22 protein-coding genes are annotated in these 21,518 nt (G+C 72.6%); 17 read left to right on the plus strand and 5 right to left on the minus strand.

All coding sequences use genetic code 11. The features are described 5' to 3' along the window. Window positions 1–12 precede the first annotated feature (12 nt). From ACFPYL_RS09015 to ACFPYL_RS09090, 16 genes are all read left to right on the plus strand, one after another. Window positions 13–348, plus strand: coding sequence for an antibiotic biosynthesis monooxygenase (locus tag ACFPYL_RS09015; protein ID WP_379153088.1), 336 nt, complete (start codon window positions 13–15; stop codon window positions 346–348). Further along, entirely contained in the window at window positions 345–1,010 is a 666-nt protein-coding gene (locus ACFPYL_RS09020; protein WP_379153090.1) for an alpha/beta fold hydrolase, read from the plus strand. The genes ACFPYL_RS09015 and ACFPYL_RS09020 overlap by 4 nt, the downstream gene beginning before the upstream one ends. Then, entirely contained in the window at window positions 1,007–1,528 is a 522-nt protein-coding gene (locus ACFPYL_RS09025) for a MaoC family dehydratase (RefSeq protein WP_379153092.1), read from the plus strand. The genes ACFPYL_RS09020 and ACFPYL_RS09025 overlap by 4 nt, the downstream gene beginning before the upstream one ends. Then, a complete protein-coding gene (locus ACFPYL_RS09030) occupies window positions 1,528–2,532 on the plus strand; it encodes an LLM class flavin-dependent oxidoreductase (protein WP_379153094.1) in 1,005 nt (334 codons plus the stop codon). Before ACFPYL_RS09025 ends, ACFPYL_RS09030 begins: the two co-directional genes overlap by 1 nt. After that, on the plus strand, window positions 2,529–3,731 hold the full coding sequence (locus ACFPYL_RS09035; protein WP_379153096.1) for a CaiB/BaiF CoA transferase family protein: 1,203 nt from the start codon (window positions 2,529–2,531) through the stop codon (window positions 3,729–3,731). The genes ACFPYL_RS09030 and ACFPYL_RS09035 overlap by 4 nt, the downstream gene beginning before the upstream one ends. Further along, window positions 3,728–5,053: an MmgE/PrpD family protein gene (locus ACFPYL_RS09040; RefSeq protein ID WP_379153098.1), complete on the plus strand. Its 1,326-nt coding sequence runs from the start codon at window positions 3,728–3,730 to the stop codon at window positions 5,051–5,053. The genes ACFPYL_RS09035 and ACFPYL_RS09040 overlap by 4 nt, the downstream gene beginning before the upstream one ends. Then, window positions 5,050–5,895, plus strand: a complete 846-nt coding sequence (locus tag ACFPYL_RS09045; protein WP_379153100.1) for a RidA family protein — start codon at window positions 5,050–5,052, stop codon at window positions 5,893–5,895. Before ACFPYL_RS09040 ends, ACFPYL_RS09045 begins: the two co-directional genes overlap by 4 nt. A gap of 76 nt (window positions 5,896–5,971) precedes the next feature. Continuing rightward, window positions 5,972–6,436 carry an FAS1-like dehydratase domain-containing protein gene (locus ACFPYL_RS09050; RefSeq protein WP_379153102.1) on the plus strand — a complete coding sequence of 155 codons (465 nt, stop codon included), beginning with the start codon at window positions 5,972–5,974 and terminating at the stop codon, window positions 6,434–6,436. Beyond that, window positions 6,433–6,813, plus strand: coding sequence for a MaoC/PaaZ C-terminal domain-containing protein (locus ACFPYL_RS09055; protein WP_379153104.1), 381 nt, complete (start codon window positions 6,433–6,435; stop codon window positions 6,811–6,813). Before ACFPYL_RS09050 ends, ACFPYL_RS09055 begins: the two co-directional genes overlap by 4 nt. Beyond that, window positions 6,810–7,934, plus strand: a complete 1,125-nt coding sequence (locus ACFPYL_RS09060) for an acetyl-CoA acetyltransferase (protein WP_379153106.1) — start codon at window positions 6,810–6,812, stop codon at window positions 7,932–7,934. Before ACFPYL_RS09055 ends, ACFPYL_RS09060 begins: the two co-directional genes overlap by 4 nt. Beyond that, window positions 7,931–8,332 carry a Zn-ribbon domain-containing OB-fold protein gene (locus ACFPYL_RS09065; RefSeq protein WP_379153108.1) on the plus strand — a complete coding sequence of 134 codons (402 nt, stop codon included), beginning with the start codon at window positions 7,931–7,933 and terminating at the stop codon, window positions 8,330–8,332. The genes ACFPYL_RS09060 and ACFPYL_RS09065 overlap by 4 nt, the downstream gene beginning before the upstream one ends. Continuing rightward, a complete protein-coding gene (locus tag ACFPYL_RS09070) occupies window positions 8,332–9,492 on the plus strand; it encodes an acyl-CoA dehydrogenase family protein (RefSeq protein WP_379153110.1) in 1,161 nt (386 codons plus the stop codon). Before ACFPYL_RS09065 ends, ACFPYL_RS09070 begins: the two co-directional genes overlap by 1 nt. Beyond that, window positions 9,482–10,339, plus strand: a complete 858-nt coding sequence (locus ACFPYL_RS09075) for an HpcH/HpaI aldolase/citrate lyase family protein (RefSeq protein ID WP_379153112.1) — start codon at window positions 9,482–9,484, stop codon at window positions 10,337–10,339. The genes ACFPYL_RS09070 and ACFPYL_RS09075 overlap by 11 nt, the downstream gene beginning before the upstream one ends. 138 nt (window positions 10,340–10,477) lie before the next feature. Beyond that, window positions 10,478–12,661 carry an Ig-like domain-containing protein gene (locus ACFPYL_RS09080; RefSeq protein WP_379153114.1) on the plus strand — a complete coding sequence of 728 codons (2,184 nt, stop codon included), beginning with the start codon at window positions 10,478–10,480 and terminating at the stop codon, window positions 12,659–12,661. Between the two features lie 88 nt (window positions 12,662–12,749). Continuing rightward, a complete protein-coding gene (locus ACFPYL_RS09085) occupies window positions 12,750–13,547 on the plus strand; it encodes an SDR family oxidoreductase (RefSeq protein ID WP_379153116.1) in 798 nt (265 codons plus the stop codon). 38 nt (window positions 13,548–13,585) lie between these two features. Beyond that, window positions 13,586–14,209: a hypothetical protein gene (locus ACFPYL_RS09090; RefSeq protein WP_379153118.1), complete on the plus strand. Its 624-nt coding sequence runs from the start codon at window positions 13,586–13,588 to the stop codon at window positions 14,207–14,209. A gap of 24 nt (window positions 14,210–14,233) precedes the next feature. Here ACFPYL_RS09090 and ACFPYL_RS09095 read toward each other — a convergent pair whose 3' ends face one another. The 5 genes from ACFPYL_RS09095 to ACFPYL_RS09115 are packed head-to-tail and all read right to left on the minus strand — an operon-like array spanning window position 14,234 to window position 20,046. Beyond that, on the minus strand, window positions 14,234–15,190 hold the full coding sequence (locus ACFPYL_RS09095; RefSeq protein ID WP_379153120.1) for a zinc-binding dehydrogenase: 957 nt from the start codon (window positions 15,188–15,190) through the stop codon (window positions 14,234–14,236). An 8-nt stretch (window positions 15,191–15,198) separates the two neighbouring features. Beyond that, window positions 15,199–16,659 carry a dihydroorotase gene (locus ACFPYL_RS09100; protein WP_379153122.1) on the minus strand — a complete coding sequence of 487 codons (1,461 nt, stop codon included), beginning with the start codon at window positions 16,657–16,659 and terminating at the stop codon, window positions 15,199–15,201. After that, window positions 16,656–18,056, minus strand: a complete 1,401-nt coding sequence (locus ACFPYL_RS09105) for an MmgE/PrpD family protein (RefSeq protein ID WP_379153124.1) — start codon at window positions 18,054–18,056, stop codon at window positions 16,656–16,658. Before ACFPYL_RS09105 ends, ACFPYL_RS09100 begins: the two co-directional genes overlap by 4 nt. Then, the gene (locus ACFPYL_RS09110; protein ID WP_379153126.1) at window positions 18,053–18,847 is read right to left on the minus strand and encodes a cyclase family protein; all 795 of its coding nucleotides are present in this window, start codon (window positions 18,845–18,847) and stop codon (window positions 18,053–18,055) included. The genes ACFPYL_RS09105 and ACFPYL_RS09110 overlap by 4 nt, the downstream gene beginning before the upstream one ends. Beyond that, window positions 18,844–20,046: a CaiB/BaiF CoA transferase family protein gene (locus tag ACFPYL_RS09115; protein ID WP_379153128.1), complete on the minus strand. Its 1,203-nt coding sequence runs from the start codon at window positions 20,044–20,046 to the stop codon at window positions 18,844–18,846. Before ACFPYL_RS09115 ends, ACFPYL_RS09110 begins: the two co-directional genes overlap by 4 nt. Window positions 20,047–20,072: 26 nt before the next feature. On the opposite strand from ACFPYL_RS09115, the gene ACFPYL_RS09120 reads away from it, so the two are divergent. Next, window positions 20,073–21,509, plus strand: coding sequence for an FAD-dependent oxidoreductase (locus ACFPYL_RS09120; RefSeq protein ID WP_379153130.1), 1,437 nt, complete (start codon window positions 20,073–20,075; stop codon window positions 21,507–21,509). Window positions 21,510–21,518: the final 9 nt, after the last annotated feature.

Raw genomic sequence — 21,518 nt, forward strand, 5'->3', positions numbered from 1 at the left:
GAAGGAGTGCGCATGATCGTGGTGGTCAGCCAGGCGTGGACGAAGCCCGGCGAGGAGCATGCTGCGGCGTACGTCGCGCTGTCCGAGGAGTTCGGCGTCTGCTTCCGCGACCACCCGGGCTACCGCGGCCGGCGCCTGGTGCGCGGGGTGGAGGACCGCACGCACTTCACGCACCTGCGCTACTTCGAGACGGTCGCGGACTACGAGGAGTGCACGCAGCACCCGGACTACCAGGACCACCTGGTCGCGATGTACGAGCACCTCCAGCCCTACGAGTCCTACCCGCGCGAGTTCCTCGAGGTCGTGCTGGACGAGCCCGGCCATTCTCTGCAGAACGCCGGCGCGTGACGACCTTCGTCCTCGTGCACGGCGCGTTCCGCGGTGGCTGGTCCTGGGACCGCGTCGCGCCGCTGCTGCGCGCCGCCGGCCACCAGGTGCACACGCCGACGCTGAGCGGTACGGCGAGCGGGCTGGACGTCTGGGTCGACGAGGTCGCCGCACTGGTGACCGGCACCGACACGGTGCTGGTCGGCCACAGCCAGGGCGGCGTCGTGGTCCGCGAGGTCGCCCTGCGCGCCGACGTGCGCCACCTCGTCTACCTCGACGCCGCGGTGCCCGACCCGGGGGAGCGGGCCGTCGACGTGGCGCCGGAGCCGGTCGACGACGCGCTGCTGCCCCCGCGCGACACCGTGGTCCCGCCGCGACCGCAGGCCGCGGGCGGCGACCTCGACGAGGCCACCGCAGCCTGGATGAACGAGCGCCTCGTGCCCACGCCGTTCGCCCCATCGCTGGACCCCGCGTCGCCGGGGGAGCCCGACGTGGCGACGACGTACGTCTTCTGCACCGGCACGCCCTCGGCGTACCCGTGCGGCACCACCCGCCGTCGGCTCGACGAGCGCGGCACCCCCTACGCCTGGATCGACGCGGGGCACGACGCCCCGCTCACCCGGCCCGACGTGGTGGCCGAGCACCTGCTCGCCGCCGCAGATGACAGGAGCAGAGCAACGTGAGCGTGCAGCCCGGCTGGCAGGGACGGTTCTTCGAGGACTTCGAGGTCGGCGACATCTACCAGCACCCGCTCGGTCGCACGGTGAGCGAGTCCGACAACACGTGGTTCTCGCTGCTGACCATGAACACCAACCAGATGCACTTCAACGCGGAGTACGCCGGTCGCTCGGAGTTCCAGAAGCCGTTGGTCGTCTCGACGCTGACCGTCGCGATCGCGGTCGGCCAGAGCGTCACCGACCTCACCCAGAACGCCTTCGCCAACCTGGGCTGGGACGACATCAGGATGACCCACCCGGTCTTCGCCGGCGACACGCTCTACAGCGAGTCGATCGTCAAGGAGAAGCGGGAGTCGTCCTCGCGCCCGCACGCCGGCATCGTCACGGTCCGCACCCGCACGCTCAACCAGGACGGCAAGGAGGTGTGCTCCTTCCTGCGCACCTTCTACGTCTACAAGCACGGCGCCGAGCAGCTCGAGGGGATCTTCCCCGAGGGCGAGCAGCCGCTGACCCTGGACGACTGATGCGGATCACCTTCGGCCCGTGGGGCGAGACCCTCGACGAGGTCGCCGCGGCGGCCCGCGCGGCGGAGGACGCCGGCGCCGAGGCGCTCTGGGTCCCCGAGCTGCACCGCAGCGCCACCATCTCCGCAGCGGCGGTCGCGGCGGCGACGACCCGCGCCCAGGTCGGCACGGCGATCGCGCTGGCCTTCACCCGCAGCCCGATGGTCACCGCGCTCGAGGCGCTCGACCTCGACGAGCTCTCCGGCGGCCGCTTCGTGCTCGGCCTCGGCACCGGCGTGCAGCGGCTCAACGAGGACTGGCACGGCGTCGACTGGTCGAAGCCGGTCACCCACCTGCGCGAGACCGTCCGCGACATCCGGGCGTTCTGGGCGTCCTGCACCACCGGGGAGCCGATCGACCTCCCCGGCGAGCGCGCGCCGATGCGGATCCGCGGCTACCAGCGGCCGTACCAGCCGACGCGGACCGACATCCCGGTCTACCTGGCCGCGATGGGCCCGGCCCTCACCCGGCTGGCCGGCGAGATCGGCGACGGGTGGATCTCCCACGAGCTCGTCTCGCCGGCGTTCCTGCGCGAGCGGATCCTGCCGGAGCTGGGGGCCTCGGGACGCCGGGTCGACGTGGTCACGTCCGCCTGCTGCTCGGTCGACCGCGACCCCGCCGTCGCCCGGCGCCGCAGCGCCGGCATGGTCGGCTTCTACGCGACCGTGCGGACCTACGCCGACTTCTTCGCCTTCCACGACCTGGCCGAGGAGCAGGGCGCGGTGATCGAGGCCTTCCGGTCCTCCGGCGCCGTCGCGGGCGGCCTGGCCGACGCTGTGCCCGACCGGATGGTCTCGGCGCTGACCCTCTCGGGCACGCGCGACGACGTGGCCGCCGGGCTCGCGGCGTACGAGGGCCTGGCCGACACCGTCAAGCTCACGCCGCCCACCCACGGGCTCACGCCGGAGGAGACCCGGCTCGCGCAGAAGGAGCTGATCGCAGTCATCGAGGAGCTGTGCCGATGAGACCACTGGAGGACGTCCGCATCGTCGCGGTCGAGCAGTACGGCGCCGGTCCGTTCGGCAGCGTCCACCTCGCCGACCTCGGCGCCGAGGTGATCAAGATCGAGGACCCGACGGTCGGCGGCGACGTCGGCCGCTACGTGCCGCCGTACGCCGAGGGCGAGGACTCGCTCTTCTTCGAGGCCTTCAACCGCAACAAGTCGAGCCTCTCGCTCGACCTGTCGACGCCGGCCGGCCGGGCCGTCTTCGAGGACCTGGTCAAGGTCAGCGACGCCGTCTACAGCAACCTGCGCGGCGACGTGCCGGCGAAGATCCGGATCACCTACGACGACCTCAAGCACCTCAACCCGGCGATCGTCTGCTGCTCGCTGACCGGCTTCGGGATGACCGGCCCACGGTCGTCCGAGCCGGGCTACGACTACGTGCTGCAGGCGCTCGGCGGCTGGATGGAGCTCACCGGTGACCCCGACGGACCGCCGTCGAAGTCCGGGCTGTCGATGGTCGACTACAGCGGCGGCTTCGTCGCCGCGATCTCGCTGCTCGCCGGCATCCACGCCGCGCGCCGCGACGGGATCGGCATGGACTGCGACGTCAGCCTCTACGACACCGCGATCGGGATGCTGACCTACCCGGCCACCTGGCACCTCAACGCGGGCTTCCAGCCGACCCGGATGCGGCACTCCGCGCACCCGTCACTGGTGCCCTTCCAGGCGTTCGAGGCCAAGGACGGCTGGCTGGTCATCGGCTGCGCCAAGGAGAAGTTCTGGCAGCGCCTGACCGTCGTCATCGAGCGGCCGGAGTGGGCGACCGACCCGCGCTTCCTGACCTTCGCCGACCGCGACCGCAACCGCGAGGTGCTGCTGCCGCTGCTCGAGGAGGTGATCGCGCAGCGCACCGTCGCCGAGTGGCTGGAGCCGCTGCGCGCCGCGTCGATCCCCAACGCGCCGATCAACGACGTCGGCGCCGCACTGACCGAGCCGCACACCATCGCCCGCGACCTGCTGGTCGAGACCGAGCACCCGCGCTACGGCACGGTCCGCCAGGTCGCGTCGCCGGTGCGGGTCGGCAGCCAGCCGCCGACGTACCGCCGTGCCCCGCTGCGCAACGAGGACGCCGACCGGATCCTCGGCGAGCTGCTCGGGTACGACGCCGCCGCCGTCGCCGACCTCGGCGACCGTGGCGCCTTCGGGGCCGCCACATGACCGTTGCCTCCGACCTCGCCGCGTGGGGCCTGGCCCTGCGTGGCGACGAGCTGCCCGACGAGGTGGTGGTGGCCGCGCGCCGGCACCTCCTCGACGGGCTCGGGACCGCGATCGCCGCGGCCCGACGAGGCGCCGCCGAGCCCGCGCTGTCCGTGGCGTGCGGGCTCGGCGGTCCTCCGGAGGCGACCCTGATCGGGCGCGGCACCAAGGTCTCCGCGCCGGCCGCCGCGCTGGCGACGGGGACGCTCGTGCACGCGCTGGACTTCGACGACACCCACGCCGGCGGCCTGGTGCACGCCACCGCCGTGGTGCTGCCGGCGGTGCTCGCGGTCGGCGAGGAGGTCGGCGCGACGCCGGAGGAGGCGCTGCTCGCGGCCGTCGTCGGCTTCGAGACCGTCTGCCGGATCGCCGGCGCAGCCCCGCACGCCTTCCACCAGCGCGGCCTGCACGCGACGATGGCCTGCGGTGTCTTCGCCTCGGCGCTCGTCGCCGCCCGGCTGATGCGGCTCGACCTCGCGACCACCGTCGACGCCCTGGGCATCGCCGGCAGCTCGGCCGGCGGGCTGCTGGAGTTCCTCGCGACCGGGTCGTCGACCAAGCAGCTGCACCCCGGCCTCGCCTCGCACGCCGGCATCCTCGCCGCGCGTCTGGCGGCGGCCGGTGCGGACGGCCCGGACTCGGTGCTCGAGGGCGGCCGCGGCCTCTACGCCGCCCTCGCCGACGGGCACGCCGACCCGGCCCTGGTGACCGCCGACCTCGGCGTCCGCTGGGAGACCACGCAGATCACGCTGAAGCCCTACCCGGCGTGCCAGCTCATGCACGCGGCGCTCGACGCCGCCCGCCAGGTGCTCCCGCTCGACCCGGCCGCGATCACCGACATCGCGGTCGAGGTGCACCCGGACAGCGCCGCGATCGTCTGCACGCCCGACAAGGTCGACCCGCGCACGGCGTACGACGCGAAGTTCTCGCTGCCGTGGAGCCTGGCGGCCCTGCTGACCGATGGCGAGGTCACCGTCGACACCTACGCGTCCGCGTCGCTCGGTCGACCCGACGTACGCGCCCTCGCCACCCGCGTCCGGGTGACCGAGGTGCCCGACGCCCGGGTCGCCGCCGACGCGCCGAGCCGCGTGACGGTCTCGCTCGCGGACGGCCGGACCGTCGAGGGCCACGTCGACCGCAGTGCGGGCGCCGCGCTCGACGCCAAGCTCGCCGCGAACGTCGGCGGTGCCGAGGCAGCAGCCGAGCTGACCGCCGCCGTCGAGGCCCTGGACCTGACCGCCCTGACCGCCCTCGCCGACCGCCTGGCCAAGGAGAACCGTTGAGCACCGAGTACATCACCGTCGCCGCCCTCGAGCGCTACGACGAGCTGCGCACCGCCGGCGCGACCACGACGATCGTGGTCGAGTCGCTGCCCGGCGACGCGCCGTACGTCGTCGAGGAGGGGGCGCCGCCCGTCGGTGCCGGTGACGTCGTGCTGCCGACGGTGCTCCCGGTCGACGATCGCGGGGACGTCGTGCACGAGGGCGACTTCGTCGGGCAGTACGCCTGGTGCCTCGACGAGGCCGACCGTCGCCTGCGTGGGCTCGGGCTGTCGCTGGACAACGCGGTGACGACGTACGACTACAGCACCCCGGAGACCCGCGACGTCTACCGCCGCACGCACCGCGAGCGGAAGGACCGCCTCGGCGGCGCCGGCGTCTTCCCGGGCGCGGGCGGCATCCTGATGTCGCGGCTGCACCGACCGGGCGTGCTGGTGGCGCTCGACGTGACCGCGTCGCGGCTGCCGCTGACGGCGGTCAACCCGGGGTGGACGCGCTACGAGACGTTGACCTACACGCCGGGCGTGCTCGCCGGCGACACCCTCTACATGAGTGGCTTCGGCGCGCTCGACATGGAGACGCAGGAGGCGCTCTACCCCGACGACTCGGTCGCCCAGGCGGAGTACACCTACGCCGCGGTGCAGCAGGTCGTCGAGGCCGCCGGCTTCTCGGCCGACCAGGTCGCGCACGCGCTGGAGCTGGTCTGTCCGGGCGGCGACGCGGCCGGGATCGCGGCCGTCCGGGAGCGGCTCTTCCCGAACGCGCGGGCCTCGGTCGCCGGGTGTGCCGGGCTGCTGCGTCCGGAGTTCCTCTTCGAGGTCTTCCCGCTGGCGGTGCGGGCGTGAGTGAGCGAAGCGAGCGAACCATTCAATACTGCCGTCCGGGTGCCTCATGCGCGCACGGAGCGAAGCGAGTACGCGCATGAGCCTCATCAATGAGGAGGTGCGGGCGCTGGTCGGGCGCTCACGCACCTACACGGCGCCCGAGCCGCTCGGCCGCGCGTCGATCCGCTACTTCGCGATGGCGACCGGCGACAACGACCCGGCACACCTGGCCGGCGACGTCGCGCCGCCGACGCTCGTGTGCGAGACGAACCAGTTCACCGGGCTGCCGCGCGACGCCAACGGCTACGCCGGCCACGGCTGGGACTTCCACCTCCCCGGCACCCGCGAGGTGCGTGGTGGCAACTCCTACCGCTTCCACCAGCCGGTGCGTCCCGAGGACGTCGTCACCGCCCGCTGGGAGGTCACCGACGTCACCGAGCGCACCACCGGCTCGGGCCAGTCGATGGTGATCGTGACGTCGCTCGCGACGTACACCAACCAGCACGGCGACCTGCTCGTCGAGAACGAGGAGACCCTGATCTACGTCGAGGTGGCCCGATGAGCGACCTCTCGCTGGAGCGCACCATCGAGCTCGCCGACATGGTCGCGTACGCCGGCGCCACGTGGGACTGGCACCGGCTCCACTACGACAGCGCCTGGCTCGCCGAGCGCGGCATCGACCGGCCGGTCGTCGACGGCCAGCTGTTCGGTGCGCTGCTCGCCGAGATGGTGCTCGACTGGGCGGGCCCGGGTGCGTCGCTCACCGCGCTCTCCTTCCGCTTCAAGGGCTTCGTGTACGCCGGCGAGACCGTGCGGTGCACCGGCCGGGTGGTCTCGGTCGAGGACGGCGTGACGTCGCTGGAGTGCTCCGTCGAGGTCGTCGGTGACGACGCCCGGGTGGCCGTGGCACCGGCCGCCGCGGAGGTGCGTCGGCCGTGACCGTTGCGATCGTGGGTGCCGCCGAGTGCGACCTCGGCTTGACCGGGCTGTCGGTCCTGGGTCTCCAGACCCAGGCGGTGACCCGCGCCCTGGCCGACGCCGGGCTGTCGCTGCGCGACGTCGACGGGATCGCCACCACCGGCGTCGCCCGCTTCTCCGCGACCTCCCTGGCCGAGCACCTCGGCCTCCAGCCGTCGTGGACCGACTCGACGTTCGCCGGCGGCAGTGCCTTCGAGATGTTCGTCGCCCGCGCCGCGCAGGCGATCGAGGCGGGCCAGTGCCACACGGTCGTCATCTCCTTCGCGTCCAACCAGCGCTCGGCGCGGTCCCGCTCGCTCGGCGGTGCCTACGAGGCGCACACGCCGGAGGCGCAGCTCGAGCAGCCCTACGGGCCGCTGTACCCGGCGTCCCACTACGCGATGGCTGCCGGGCAGTACCTCCACAAGTACGCCGCGACCCGTGAGGACCTCGCCGAGGTCGCGGTCGCCGCCCGGGAGTGGGCGCTGCTCAACCCTGCGGCGTACCGCCACGGGGCCGGGCCGCTCACGGTCGACGACGTCCTGTCGGCGCCGATGATCTCCACCCCGCTCACCGCTGCGGACTGCTGCCTGGTCACCGACGGCGGGGGAGCGGTCGTGCTCACCTCGCTGGAGCGGGCGCGGGACCTCCCGCGGCCGCCGATCACGGTGCTCGGCTACGGCGAGAGCACCACCAACTCCTCGATGTCGACCGTCGACGACCTGACCGTGACCGGTGCGGTCGCGTCGGGTGCGGCGGCCTTCGGTCGTGCCGGCCTCACGCCGGCCGACGTCGACGTGGCCCAGGTCTACGACTCCTTCACGATCACGGTGCTGCTCACCCTCGAGGCGCTCGGCTTCTGCGGCCCGGGCGAGGCGCCCGGTGTCGTCCGCGACCGCGTCCTGCCGCTCAACACGTCCGGCGGCGGCCTGTCCTACTGCCACCCCGGTCAGCTCGGGATCCTGCTGCTCGTCGAGGCGGTGCGCCAGCTGCGCGGTGAGTGCGGCGCCCGTCAGGTGCCGGGCGCCGAGGTCGCCCTGGCCCACGGCACCGGCGGCATCCTCTCCACCCACGCGACCGTGCTGCTGGGGGTGGACCGATGAACGTCCCCGACGCGGACGAGATGACCCAGGCCTACTGGGACGGCACCCGCGAGCGGCGGCTGCTGCTCCAGCACTGCGGCGCGTGCGGCCACACCCAGCACCCGCCCCGGACGCTGTGCACCTACTGCGGCGAGACCGACGCGCTCGGCCACCGCGAGGCTGACGGCACCGGCGTCGTCGACGCCTGCACGGTCGTGATGCGCAGCCCGGGCCCCGACCACGATCCGCCGTACGTCGTGGCGCGGGTGCGGCTGCCCGAGGGCGTGGTCCTGGTCAGCAACGTCGAGACCGCCGAGCCCCACTCGGTCGCGATCGGCGACGCCGTACGCCTGGCCTGGCGTCCGCTCGACGACGGCCGCGCCCTGCCCGTCTTCCACCCCGACCACCAGGAGAACTGATGGACTTCCAGCTCGACGACGACCAGCGCGAGTTCAAGGCGCTGCTCCGCAGCTTCGTCGACAAGGAGATCGTGCCGGTCGCCCGCGAGTGGGAGCAGTCCGGCCGCTACCCGACCGAGATCGTCGCCGGCATGGCCGAGATGGGGCTCTTCGGCATCACGGTGCCCGAGGAGTACGGCGGCCTCGACCTCGACCCGGTCTCCTTCGCGTTGGTCTTCGAGGAGATCGCGCGCGGCTGGATGGGTGTCGCCGGCATCCTCGGCAGCCACTCGCTCGCGTGCCGCCTGATCTCCATGCACGGCACCGAGGAGCAGAAGCAGGCCTACCTGCCCGGGCTCGCGACGGGGGAGCGGCGCAGCGGCATCGGCCTCACCGAGCCCGACGCCGGCACGGACCTCCAGGGCATCCGCACGACCGCCCGCCTCGAGGGCGACGAGTACGTCGTCAACGGCGCCAAGATGTGGATCACCAACGCCCGCTACGCGAACCCGCTGCCGGTCCTCGTCAAGACCGACCCCACCGCGTCGCCGGCCCACCGGGGCATGAGCGTGCTGCTCATCGAGGCGGGCACGCCCGGCTACGAGGTCACCAAGGACATCCCGAAGCTCGGCTACAAGGGCACCGAGTCCTGCGAGATCTCGCTGACCGACGTGCGCGTCCCGGCGAGCCAGCTCGTCGGCGGCGTCGAGGGCCGCGGCATGCAGCAGGTGCTCTCCGCCCTCGAGTGGGGCCGGGTCAACATCGCCGCCCGGTCGGTCGGCATCGCGCAGCGCGCGCACGAGGAGGCGCTCGCGTACGCCCAGCAGCGCAAGGCCTTCGGCCAGCCCATCGCCGACTTCCAGGCGATCCAGCTCAAGCTCGGCGAGCTCGGCACCCAGGTCCAGGCTGCGCGGCTGATGGCCTACTGGGCGGCCGACGCCGTACGACGCGGTCGTGCGGACGGCGCCACCGGCATGGCCAAGATCTTCTGCTCCGAGGTCGCACTGCAGGCCGCGATCGACGCGATGAAGGTGCACGGCGGCTACGGCTACTCCACCGAGTTCGAGGTCGAGCGGCTCTACCGCGACTCGATCCTGATGAGCATCGGCGAGGGCACCAACGACATCCTGCGCACCGTGGTCGCGAAGTCACTGATCAAGGGGGAGACCCGTGTCGGTTGATCTGAGCAGGTGGCTCGCGCGCTCGGCGCTCTACGTCCCGGGCGACGCGGAGGACAAGCTCGACCGGATCCTGGAGCGGGGCGCCGACGAGGTGATCATCGACCTCGAGGACGCGGTGGCGCCGAAGGCCAAGGACCGCGCCCGCGAGACGGTGCGGATCTGGCTGCACGACCTGCCGGTGCTCGACAACGTGGCGGTCTGGGTGCGCGTCAACCCGGGGGCGCTGCGCGAGGCCGACGTCCGCGCCGTCGCCGGTGCGCCCGCGTTGACGGGCTTCATGGTCGCGAAGACCGAGACCGTCGACGAGCTGGTCGACCTCGACAAGCTGCTGTCGTCGCTCGGCTCGACGGCGGGCGTCGTACCCCTGCTCGAGAGCGCGCGGGCCGTGCTGCGCGCCGGCGAGCTCGCGATGGCGCCACGGGTGCAGCGCCTCCAGATCGGCGAGGCCGACCTGCGTGCCGACGTCGGCATCACCGCCGGCCCCGACGAGCGCGAGCTGCTCTACGCGCGCTCGCACGTCGTGATGGCCTCGACGGCGGCCGGCATCAAGCCGCCGATCGCCCCGGTGTCGACGAACTTCCGCGACCTCGACGCCTTCCGCGCCTCGACCGTCGAGCTCGCCCGGCTGGGCTTCGTGGGCCGCGCGTGCATCCACCCGGGCCAGGTCGCGGTCGCCAACGAGGTCTTCACCCCGACCTCGGAGCAGGTCGACGCGGCCCGCCGGCTCGTCGGCCGGTGGGAGTTCGCCGGGGCCGGTGTGGCCGTCGACGACGACGGTCACTTCGTCGACGAGGCCGTGGTCCGTCAGGCCCGCCTGGTGCTCGCCCGCGCCCGTCACCAGGGCTGAGCAGCGGGCGAAACACGCGGTGACGCAGAGTTAACGCACGGGTTTCGCGAAATCTCTGGACGTCTGGGCGATATCGTATATTCTCGCCTGAGATGTGGGCCACACCGACAGGGGTGCGGTCGATCCGAGGAGGATTTGATGCGTTTTCGCAAGTTGGCCGGCCTCGTCGTCGGCGCCCTCACGGTGGGGGCCATGGCCGGTCCCGGGCTGGTCGCACCGGCCCAGGCGGCTGCCCAGACGACCGAGTCGTACCTGTCCAGCGTGTGCAAGTACTCGAACTACTACGCGGACTTCCGGAGCGACTACGACGTCGTCGTCGACGGGACGAGCGTGTCGGTCACCTTCGACAAGCCGTTCAACCCGGGCGCGACCGCCTCCAACTTCTCGACCATCCAGTTCAAGACGATCACCCCGACGATGGTGCTCAACGTGGACGGCCAGGCCGTCACCGTGCACTCGGACGTGGCCTTCGCCGACGTCGCCTACGGCGCCGAGGGTGCCGTCATGGGCAACTCGGACCTCGGGCTCGGGACCCTGACCGGCACGCTCGCCGAGGCCGACGACAGCGTCAGCTCCGTGTCCCTCACGTCGATGACGATCCCGATGAAGATCAGCGTGAACCCGGCGGTCCAGAACGTCACCGGCACCATGACGTGCACGCCCGACAAGGTCGCCACGCAGGACATGACGTGCAGCTTCGGCGCCTTCAAGATGTTCTACGCGGTCAAGGCCTACACGGGCATCATGAACAAGCCGACCGGTGGCTCCCAGGCCAACGGGCAGTACGTGCGGACCTACCTCGAGAACCCCCTCGTGCCCGGGATGCCGGCCTTCCTGTCGATCGACAGCCAGACCTCGACCCTCGGCCTCACGGTGGACGGCGAGGCGCTGAGCTTCACCGGTACCGAGACCTACTCGCCCGCCCTGCCCGGCACCGCGAGCATGCCGATCGCGAAGCTGACGAGCACCCGCACCGCGACGGCGGCCCTGACGGCCAGCTCCGTCGACAGCTTCGCCACCAACCTGTCCGTGAGCGGTGCCGGCAACGCCATCCCCTGCGTGGCCTACACGCCCACGGAGACGACGACGTCCAACACCGGCAGCAGCGCGCTGACCTGCATCTACGGCACCTTCCCGGGCATGTCCTACGACGCGACCACGTCGACGACGTACGACCACAAGGACGTCTCGGCGACCCTCTCCGACGTGACGTTCGGCCTGATCCCGTCGGACTTCGAGCTGCGCTCGGTCCAGGTGGTCGCGTCGGCGAAGGCCGGCAGCACGGTGGTCGACCTCGCGAGCTCGACGAAGAGCTACGAGTCGCCCTACCCGGCCGGCAACGCGGCGATCACCGACCTGCCTGAGCTGACCGGCACGTCCACCTCGGTGCTCTACCCGACGGCGACCACGATCGACCTGCTCACCTTCAACCTGATGCTCAAGACGCCGTACGGGCCCACCCCCTCGGCTGCGGTCATCAAGTGCGGCCTGGCCGCGGCGACCGCCACCACGGTGACGGCCACCTCGACCGCCGCCAACAAGGTGGACCTGTCCGCCGCGGTCGACAAGACCGCTGCGCCCGGCAAGATCGCCTTCTACGAGGGCGCGACCAAGATCGGCAGCGACGTCACCGTCGCCTCCGGCGTCGCCACGGCGACGGTCACGGGCGTGAAGGCCGGCGAGCACACCTACACCGCAAAGTTCACCCCGACCGAGCAGTTCCGCTACCAGGTCTCGACCTCGGCGGGCTCCACGGCCACCGTGTCGGGTGTCGCCACGGCCACCAGCCTGGTCGCCTCGCCGGCGGGCCCGGCGGCTGCGTCGCTGGCCGCGACCGTCACCCCGGCCACCGCCGGTACCGTCGAGTTCTACGAGGGTGCCACCAAGGTCGGCGAGGTTGCTGCGACCGACGGTGCGGCCACCCTCGCCCTGACGGAGCTCGCGTCCGGTGCGCACACCTACACGGCGAAGTTCGTCCCCACGGACCTCGACTTCTTCGTCGGGTCGACGTCGGCCGCCTCCACGGTGACCGTCGCCCCGTCGGTGGCGTGCACCAACGCGACCGCGTCCGAGAAGGCGGCGGCCGCCAAGGTCAAGACGGCCACGACGAAGTCCAAGGCGGCGGCGGCCAAGGTCAAGACGGCCACTGCCAAGGTCAGCAAGGCCAAGAAGATCAAGGGCGCCAAGGGCAAGAAGGCGCTCAAGGCGGCCCAGGCCCAGCTGAAGACCGCCAAGGCCCAGTCGGCCGCGGCGACCAAGGCGCTCACCGCCGCGAAGAAGGCGCTCGCCACCGCGACCGCCTCGGTCAAGGCGCAGTGCTGATCGTCTGAACCACCGAACACCGACGGTGCCCCGGTCCTCCTCGGAGGGCCGGGGCACCGCCATCTCACCCGTCGAGCAGGAGACCCACATGACCCACGTCGTCGTCACCGGGAGCACCAAGGGGATCGGCTTCGCGCTCTCCCGGGAGCTGCTCCGCCGCGGCCACTCCGTCGCCGTGTCCGGTCGCACCCAGGAGGCGGTCGACGAGGCCGTCGGCAAGCTCGCGCCCGAGGCCACCGGCGGCGCCGAGGTCGTTGGCCTGCCCACCGACGTGACCGATCCTGCGCAGGTGCAGGCGCTGTGGGACTTCGCGGTCGTCGCGTTCGGCTCCGTGGACCTGTGGGTCAACAACGCCGGCGTCGCCTACACGATGCGCACCATCGTCGAGACGACCCCGGACGAGGTCGCGACCATGGTCGGCACCAACATGCTCGGCACGATCACCGGTGCGCAGGTCGCCGTACGCGGCATGACAGCGGCCTCCGGGGGCCAGGTCTTCAACATCCTCGGCGGCGGCAGCGACGGGTCCGTGCGACCCGGCATGGGCGTCTACTCGGCGACCAAGCGCGGCCTCGACATGTTCACGAAGGCCCTCGTCAAGGAGGTGGACGGTACGTCGGTCCGCGTCGGCCAGGTGCGCCCGGGGATCCTGATCACCGACGGCTGGCTCCGCGAGGCGGCCGCGCACCCCGAGTCGGTCTCGAGCCAGCGCAAGATGGTCAACATCCTCAGCGACCACGTCGACGACGTCGCGCCGTACCTCGTCGAGCGGATGCTCGCCAGCACCAAGAACGGTGACGCGATCGCGTGGCTGACCAACGGCCGGATGATGAAGAAGTTCCTGCGCGGTGGCAAGGACGACAAGCTCGCGCGCTACGGCCTCTGACGGGTGACGTCCGGCGGCCGAGCAGGGAGGATGCCGCCATGCAGGTCCTGCGCGCCCTTGGTCTCGCCCTGCTCGTCGGGTCGACCGTCGTCTGGTCGCACACGATCCGGGTCGACGGCCAGGCCTGTGGCACCGTCTACGACCTGTGGCGCGGCCACTGGTCGCCGTCGTCGGTCCCGGGGCAGGACTCCACGCGCGTCTGTCTCGCCGAGGCGAACGTCCCGGTCGTGGCGGCGAACGCGTTGCTGCTCCTCGGGGTCGCGGCCCTGGTGGTCGCGACACTCGGCCTGACGCGCGGGGCGCTGGCCGAACGCCGTGGCTGGTGGGCGGAGGTCGCGATGGCCTCGAGCTGGGGCGTCCTGGTCGCCGCGCTGGTCGCGAGCGCTGCCCTCTACCTCGACCCGGGGCCGATCTGTCCGTCGATCCGAGCCGGTGGCTACGACGAGTACGTGCACCTGGCGCACGAGCTCGAGAAGCAGGGCATCGGCCTCGGGCAGTGCATGGTGGCCGGAGGCGGGTTCGACGGCATCGACTACCCGTTCTTCGCGATCGTGGGCTTCCTCGTCGGTCTGCTGGTGTGGGTCGCCATCACGGTGTCTGCGCGGCTGCTCCTCCGACGAGACGTCATACGGGCAGAGCAAGCGGATGCTCCAGCCGTATGACGTCCGGCGCCAGAGCCTTGAGAATCACGACACGTCGACGAGCACCTTGCCGGTGTTGCGCCCGCTCATCAGCCGGGCGAAGGCGGTAGGAGCGAGGTCCAGGCCGGGGTAGCGGTCCTCGACGGTCACCAGCTCGCCGGCGGCGAGCAGGTCACCGACCCGCTGGGCGTGCTCGGGCGCCAGGTCCTGGTGGTCGTGGACGACGAGCCCGTGCACCTGGGCGCGGGCCGCCATCACGGCGCCGGCGCGCAGCCGGGTGGGCGCGCTGCCGTTGGCCTGGTCGATCAGGCCGCCGAGAGACACCCGCGCGCCGACCGCGAGCCGCTCCATCACGGCGTCGAGCGTCGCCTGGTCGCCGAGGTGGAGGTAGGCGTCGATCCGCTCGGGGCAGGCACGGTCGAGGTCGGCGGCGAGCCCAGGCCCACGGCGTACGACGTCGGCGTAGCCGAGCCGCTCGGTCGCGAGCCGCGCCTTCTCGTCGGACCCCACGACGCCGACCACTCGCGCGCCCGCAATCCGGGCCAGCTGTCCCGCCACCGCGCCGACGCCTCCCGTGGCGGCGCCGACCACGACGGTCGTGCCGGAGCGGGGCCGCAGGTGCCGCACGTGCGCGGCGTACGCCGTGAGGCCGGGCAGGCCGAGCGCCCCGAGCGCCGCCGAGAGCGGCACACCTGGAGGCACCGCCACCGGCCTGACCGACGCACCGTCGACCACCGTCTCGGAGCGCCAGCCGGTCTCGGCGAGCACGCGCTGCCCGGCCTCGACCTCCGGGCAGCGTGACTCGAGGACCTCGCCGACGGAGCTCCCGGGCGGGACGGCGCCGAGCCGCAGTGCCGACCGCGCGTACGGGTCCAGTGACAGGGTCCGGACGGCGATCCGGACCTGTCCGTCCGCGAGCGCGCCGGTGGTGGACTCGACGACGTCGAAGTCGTCCGGCGTCGGGACGCCGTCGGGCAGGCGGTGGACGACGACCTCGGACACGTCGACCCTCAGGCGGTCGGGCGCCGGAGGTAGCGGCCGACCGGCTCGCCGCCGACGACGCCGTCGGTCATCACCCGGTGGCCGCGCACGAAGGAGTCGGTCACCTTGGCGGTGAGCTCGGCGCCCTCGAACGGCGTGTACTCCTGCGTCGACTCCGAGTCCTCGGCACGTACCGTCCAGGTGACGGTCGGGTCGACCAGCGCGATGTCGGCGTCCTTGCCGACCGCGATCGAGCCCTTCGTGGCACCGAGGCCGTAGCGGGTCGCCGGGTTGGTCGAGGTGAGCTCGGCGATCCGGCCCAGCGGCACGCCCCGCTTCGAGCCCTCCGAGACCATGCCGGCGAGCAGGTACTCCGCGCCGCCGAAGCCGGACTTGGCGAGGAACACGTCGTCGCGGTCGGCGCCGAACTTCTGCTCGTCCTTGCAGCACGCGTGGTCGGAGACGACCCAGTCGATCTTGCCGTCGATCAGGTAGGCCCACAGCGCCTCGACGTCCTCGCGCGGCCGCAGTGGCGGGTTCACCTTGCCGCCGATGCCGTGCGCGGTGTCGCAGTCGGCGAGCAGGTGCCCGACGGTGACCTCGCGGCGGAAGTCGATGTGCGGGAACGCGTCCGCCATCCGCAGCGCCGCCTCGACGGCCTTGCGGGAGGTCAGGTGCAGCAGGTTGATGGTCGGGAGCTCGGTCTCGTGCGCGAGGTACGACGCGATCGTGACGGCCAGGCCCTCGGAGTGCGGCGGCCGCGAGGCGTTGTAGGCCGGGAGGCCGGTGAGCGTGCCGTCCTCCTCGACGAGCTTCGTGTACGCCGTCATGATCTCGGCCGTCTCGCAGTGCAGCGACAGCGAGATCTGGTCGGCGATCTCGGGGAACTTCTCGCGCGCCGCCTGGATCCCGCGCATCACGAACTCGAAGTGCGCGTAGTCGTAGCGCTCGCCCTCCGGCGTCATCAGGAAGGAGCTCTGGTCGGCGCTGCGGCCGTGCAGCCCGTGGCCGCCGTAGAACATGAAGATCTTGAACGACGTGACGCCGTGCTCGCCCACCAGGTCGGGGATCTCCTCGATGTGCCGCTTGCTCATCGGGGCCAGGTGGTAGGCGTAGTCGACGTGCGCGCGGCCCTCGGTCAGGGCGAGCACCTCGGGGAAGAAGTCGCCGTAGTCGCCGCCCTTGTTGAGGTAGTACTGCCCCGTGCGCATGTAGGTGATCGCTGTCGTGACGCCGCCCTGCGCCGAGGCCCGGCTCTCGCTCGCCGCGTCCTCGGGGAGCGGGTTGTAGATGCCCCAGTGCTGGTGGGCGTCCACGACACCGGGGAAGGCGATCTTGCCGCCCCCGTCGACCACGGTGTCCGCACCGGTCAGACCCGGCTCGAGGCGGACGATGGTGCCGTCCTTGACGCCGATGTCGAGCGCCTGCGGCTCGGCCTCGCCCGGCACGACGACCGAGACGTTGGTGATGATCAGGTCGAGCTCGGTCATCGGAACTCCTTCTTCAACGGGGACAGCAGGTCGGTGACATCGGTGGCGGTGCGCAGGCCGGCGACGGCACGGCGTACGACGGACGCGGCGTCGGCGTCGAGTCGGCCCGCGACGTTGTCGGCGAACTTGGTGGCCAGCTCGTCGTCGCTCAGCGGCCGGGCCGGACCGCCGCGGTTGGTGAGCACCTCCTCGACGAGCACCTCGCCGGAGGTGGTCGTCAGCGTGACGACGGCCGGGAACTGGAAGGGGTAGATCGCGTCGCAGCGCGGGTCGGGCACCACGTCGACCAGCGCCATCACGGCGCGCCGGGCCGGGTCCTGGGCGAGCTCGTCGGTGAAGTCGTCGAGCCCGAGGCCGAGCCCGCCGCCGCCGAAGAGGCCGGCGGTCACGGCGTACGGGCCGGAGAACTGCGCCTGGTAGCCGGTCTCCGGCGCGCGCTTCACCTCGATCGGCTGCCCGATCGTGCGGATCACCGAGGCCGGGGCGCCGATGACGATCGACCCGACGTCCTCGGGCAGGATGCCGCGCTCGCGGAAGGCGCAGCCGGCATCGATCGACGTGTGGGTGAAGTGGTTGGCCGGGTAGGGCTTGAAGAAGATGCCCGGGACCGACCAGTGGCTGCCGAGGGCGTCGGTCACCGCGTCGGGGAAGAACTGGCCGTGCAGCCACGCCTCGAAGAAGCCGAACCGGCCCTCCAGCACGGTCGGCGGCCCGGTGAAGCCGCGGCGCACCAGCTGGGCCGCGGTCACACCGGCCTGGGCGGCGAGGCCGCAGTGCAGTCGCTTCACGGTGCCGCCGGTGCGGTTGGCCTCGATCACGCCGGCCGCCATCGACGCGGTCAGGCCGAGCGCGTCGACCGGGTCCGCGCCGTACAGCAGGCTCGCGGCCACCGCGGAACCCATGGCGCCGGTGATCGACGTCGCGTGCTGGCCGTGCTCGAAGAACACGGAGTTGCCGAGCTGCTCGTCGTACCCCGCCATGCCGAGGCGTACGGCGACCTCGAGGCCGACCGCGACCGCGCGCACGACCTGCTCGCCGCTCGCACCGGCGTGCTCGGCCGCCGCGAGGGCCGCCGGGACGACGCTGGCGCTGGGGTGCAGCACCGACGGCAGGTGTGTGTCGTCGTAGTCGAGCGAGTGCGCGAGGATGCCGTTGGCGAAGGCGGCCTGGGCCGCGGTCACCCGGGTCGGTACGCCGACCGCCGTCGCCTGCGGGTGACCGCCCTGGTCGAGGACGTGCCCGATCGCGGCCGCGCTGGTGGGCAGGCGGTGGGCCGCGACGCACAGGCCGAGCACGTCGAGGACCCGCTGCTGGACCGAGGCCGCGACGTCGTCGGGCACGCCCCCGGCGTACGACTGCTCGGCGAAGGCGCCGAGCTGCTGGGCGAGCGTGGTCATGCCCCCACCACGGCCAGCGGCCGGACGGGGGAGCCGGTGGCGCCGAAGAGCGGCAGCGGCGAGAGCACGAAGAGGAACTCGTGGATCGCGGCCTGCGCCAGCTCCTCCAGCGCCATCGTCTCGACGATGTAGATGCCGTGCTCGACGAGCAGCACCCGGTGCGCGGGCAGCAGCCCGTGGCCGGCGCCCGGCGAGAGCATCTCGAACGCGATCGTGTCCGCGCCGACCGCGTGCACGCCGTGGTCGGCGAGCCAGGTCGCGCCGGCGGTGGAGACGCCGGGGACGCCGGTGGTCAGGCCCCGGAAGGTGTCGCCGTCGCCGGCGTCGAAGTGCTGGCCCCAGCCGGAGCGGACGAGCACGACGTCGCCGGCGCCGATCGCGACGCCCTGCCGCGCGACGGTCGCCTCGAGGTCCGCGACGGTGATCTCCTGACCGGCCTCGAGCCGGTCGACGCCGAGCGTCGCGGGCACGTCGAGCAGCACGCCGCGCCGGACCATCGGCGTGATCGTGTGCACGCCGAGCTCGACCATCGACCGGTCCTGGTGGAGACGCCCGTCCTGCGACACGTGCGAGAGCGCGTCGACATGGGTGCCCACGTGGGTGCCCATCGAGATCATGTCGTTGGCGGCCGAGCCCCCGTCGGCCCGCACCATGTCGCCGTGCCGCCGCGGGTGGGCGTGCCAGTACGCCGGGTGGTTGGGCGACTGCGGCATGCCGACGGTGAGCATCCGACCGAGGTCGACGACGCGGAGGCCGCCGGCGACAGCGTCGAGCAGGGCTTGGGTCGTCATCGGATCACTTCCTGGTCACGAAGGGCGGAGATCTCGTCGGCGGCGACGCCGAGCTCGTCGAGGACGTCGTCGGTGTCGGCGCCGATCGGGCGTCCGGGGAAGCGGATCCGCCCGGGCGTCCCCGACATCCGCCACATCACGCCGTGCTGGAGGACCTCGCCGAGCGCCGGGTCCTGGACGGGCGTCAGCATCCCGGTCGCTCGCACGTGCTCGTCCTCGACCAGGTCGCGCGCGCTGTAGACCGGCGCGACCGCCGCGCCGGCCTCGGTGAACGCCGCGACCACCTCGTCGCGGGTGCGGGCGCCGATCCAGCCGCCGACGTACCCGTCGAGCAGGTCGGCGTGCTGCGCCCGCGTGTGGCCGGAGGCGAACCACGGTTCCTCGACGACCTCGGGGTGGCCGACGAGGACGAGCACGCGCTCGGCGATCGCCTGGGCGCTGGTCGAGATCGCGACCCAGTGCCCGTCGCTCGTCTCGTAGGCGTTGCGCGGGCTGTTGTTGGTGGACCGGTTGCCGTGCCGGGTGCCGATCTCGCCGGTCAGGCCGTAGACCGAGGGACCGGGGCCGACCGCGGTCATGATCGGCTCGAGCAGGCTGAGGTCGATCACCTGGCCGACGCCGCCGTTGGTCGCCCGGGCGTAGAGCGCCATCGAGATCGCCGAGGACGCCGCGATGCCCGCGATCGAGTCGGCGAGGCCGAACGCCGGCAGCGTCGGCGGCCCGTCGGCCTGCCCGGTCAGGTGGGCGAAGCCGCTCATCGCCTCGGCCAGCGTGCCGAAGCCGGCGCGGGCGGCGTACGGCCCGGTCTGGCCGAAGCCGGTGACCCGGGCGACGACCAGACCGGGGTTGAGCTCCCGGAGCTCGTCGGGGGAGAGGCCCCAGCGCTCCAGGGTCCCGGGGCGGAAGTTCTCCACCAGGACGTCGGCGGTCGCCACCAGGCGCCGGAACACGTCGGCCCCCGCGGGCCGCGAGAGGCTGAGCGCGACGGTGCGCTTGTTGCGGGAGATCTCGGACCACCAGATCGGCGTGCCGTCGAGCGACGGTCCGTGGCCGCGCATGCCGTCGCCGGCGGTCGGGTGCTCGATCTTGATCACCTCGGCGCCGAAGTCGCCCAGGATCTGGCAGGCCAGCGGACCGGCCAGGATCGTCGAGGCGTCGACGACGCGGAGGCCGGTGAGCGGTCCGTCGGAGGTAGTCATCGGCGCGATAATATATGATCTAGGACGTGCCGGAACACCGATACGACGTACTGGTCGTCGGCGCCGGGCCGGCGGGCCTGGGCTGCGCCACCCTGGCCGCGCGCGGCGGTGCCCGGGTGCTGCTGGTCGAGAAGGACCGCCGCCTCGGCGGCACCCTGCACCTCAGCGGCGGCCATCTCTCCGCGGGCGGCACCAGCCTCCAGCGGGCGCGCGGCATCGACGACGACCCCGAGCGCCACCTCGCCGACATCGACCGGATCAGCCACGGCACCGGCCGCCGCGACCTCATCGACCTCGCCGTCCGGCACGCGCCCGGGGTCGTCGAGTGGCTGGTGGCCCGCGGCATGGCGTTCGACCCCGAGACGCCGCGGATCGTCCACGGGCACGAGCCCTACGAGATCCCGCGCACGGTGTACGGCGTGGAGGGTGGCCTCTCGGTGCTCCAGGTCCTCGAGACGGAGCTCGCCGAGGCGCGCGCGGCGTACGACCTGACCGTCTGGACCGACGCGCCGGTCACCGGGCTGCTCCGCGACCACGACGGGGTGACCGGCGCCGAGGTCTACCGCGACGGGGTGGAGGTCCCGGTCGAGGCGGCGTCGGTCGTGCTCGCGACGGGCGGGTACGGCGCGGACGCGGACCTCTTCGCCGAGCGGCACGGGGTCGCGCTGGTCACCGTCGCGGCACGCACGTCGACCGGCGACGGCGTGCACCTCGGTCGCAGCGTCGGCGCCGGGCTCCAGGGCGCCGGTACCTACCTGCCGACCTTCGGCGGCATGCCCGACCCGCAGACGCCGCACCGCGCCAACTGGGCTGAGCGGCTGCTCCTCACCACCGAGCGGCCGCCGCGCGAGATCTACGTCGACCGGGCCGGGCGTCGCTGGATCGCCGAGGACGAGCCGTCGATCGACGCCAAGGAACGCGCCCTCACGGCGCTGCCCGACCAGGTGTTCTGGACCGTGTTCGACGCGGACGCCGTGGCCCGCGCCGGGGTCGACGAGCCCCCGATCGTGCTCGGCTGGGGACCCGACGACCTGCGCCGCCACGCCAACGTCCGGCCGGGCGTGCACGCGGCCGACACGCTTCCGGAGCTGGCCGCGCTGGCCGGCATCGACGCGGAGGGACTGGTCGGCTCGGTGGCGTCGTACAACGTGGCGGTCGCGGCGGGAGTCGACCTGGACTTCGGTCGCACCCACCTGCCCGCGCCGATCGCGGCGCCGCCGTACTACGCGCTGCACAACCAGGGCATCGCGGTCGTCACCTTCGACGGCCTCGACATCGACGACTCGTTCGCGGTCCGCGACGAGGCGGGCGCGACGATCCCGGGGCTCTTCGCGATCGGAGAGGTGATCGGCGCCGGCGCGACCTGCGGCAACAGCTTCTGCTCCGGGATGCTGCTGACACCCGCGCTCGTCTTCGGCCAGTTGTTGGGAAAGAGCCTCGGGGAGCGGCTCGGCGGGCGATAGGTTCGACGG

The organism is Nocardioides hankookensis, assembly GCF_042658885.1.
GTDB lineage: Bacteria > Actinomycetota > Actinomycetes > Propionibacteriales > Nocardioidaceae > Nocardioides > Nocardioides hankookensis.

Excerpts from the sequence above, each read along its gene's own strand:
- ACFPYL_RS09015 (WP_379153088.1), top strand. The coding sequence starts at position 13 with ATGATCGTGGTGGTCAGCCAGGCGTGGACGAAGCCCGGCGAGGAGCAT.
- ACFPYL_RS09030 (WP_379153094.1), top strand. The coding sequence starts at position 1,528 with ATGCGGATCACCTTCGGCCCGTGGGGCGAGACCCTCGACGAGGTCGCC.
- ACFPYL_RS09035 (WP_379153096.1), top strand. The coding sequence starts at position 2,529 with ATGAGACCACTGGAGGACGTCCGCATCGTCGCGGTCGAGCAGTACGGC.
- ACFPYL_RS09040 (WP_379153098.1), top strand. The coding sequence starts at position 3,728 with ATGACCGTTGCCTCCGACCTCGCCGCGTGGGGCCTGGCCCTGCGTGGC.
- ACFPYL_RS09050 (WP_379153102.1), top strand. The coding sequence starts at position 5,972 with ATGAGCCTCATCAATGAGGAGGTGCGGGCGCTGGTCGGGCGCTCACGC.
- ACFPYL_RS09055 (WP_379153104.1), top strand. The coding sequence starts at position 6,433 with ATGAGCGACCTCTCGCTGGAGCGCACCATCGAGCTCGCCGACATGGTC.
- ACFPYL_RS09065 (WP_379153108.1), top strand. The coding sequence starts at position 7,931 with ATGAACGTCCCCGACGCGGACGAGATGACCCAGGCCTACTGGGACGGC.
- ACFPYL_RS09070 (WP_379153110.1), top strand. The coding sequence starts at position 8,332 with ATGGACTTCCAGCTCGACGACGACCAGCGCGAGTTCAAGGCGCTGCTC.
- ACFPYL_RS09080 (WP_379153114.1), top strand. The coding sequence starts at position 10,478 with ATGCGTTTTCGCAAGTTGGCCGGCCTCGTCGTCGGCGCCCTCACGGTG.
- ACFPYL_RS09085 (WP_379153116.1), top strand. The coding sequence starts at position 12,750 with ATGACCCACGTCGTCGTCACCGGGAGCACCAAGGGGATCGGCTTCGCG.
- ACFPYL_RS09090 (WP_379153118.1), top strand. The coding sequence starts at position 13,586 with ATGCAGGTCCTGCGCGCCCTTGGTCTCGCCCTGCTCGTCGGGTCGACC.
- ACFPYL_RS09100 (WP_379153122.1), bottom strand. The coding sequence starts at position 16,659 with ATGACCGAGCTCGACCTGATCATCACCAACGTCTCGGTCGTCGTGCCG.
- ACFPYL_RS09105 (WP_379153124.1), bottom strand. The coding sequence starts at position 18,056 with ATGACCACGCTCGCCCAGCAGCTCGGCGCCTTCGCCGAGCAGTCGTAC.
- ACFPYL_RS09110 (WP_379153126.1), bottom strand. The coding sequence starts at position 18,847 with ATGACGACCCAAGCCCTGCTCGACGCTGTCGCCGGCGGCCTCCGCGTC.
- ACFPYL_RS09115 (WP_379153128.1), bottom strand. The coding sequence starts at position 20,046 with ATGACTACCTCCGACGGACCGCTCACCGGCCTCCGCGTCGTCGACGCC.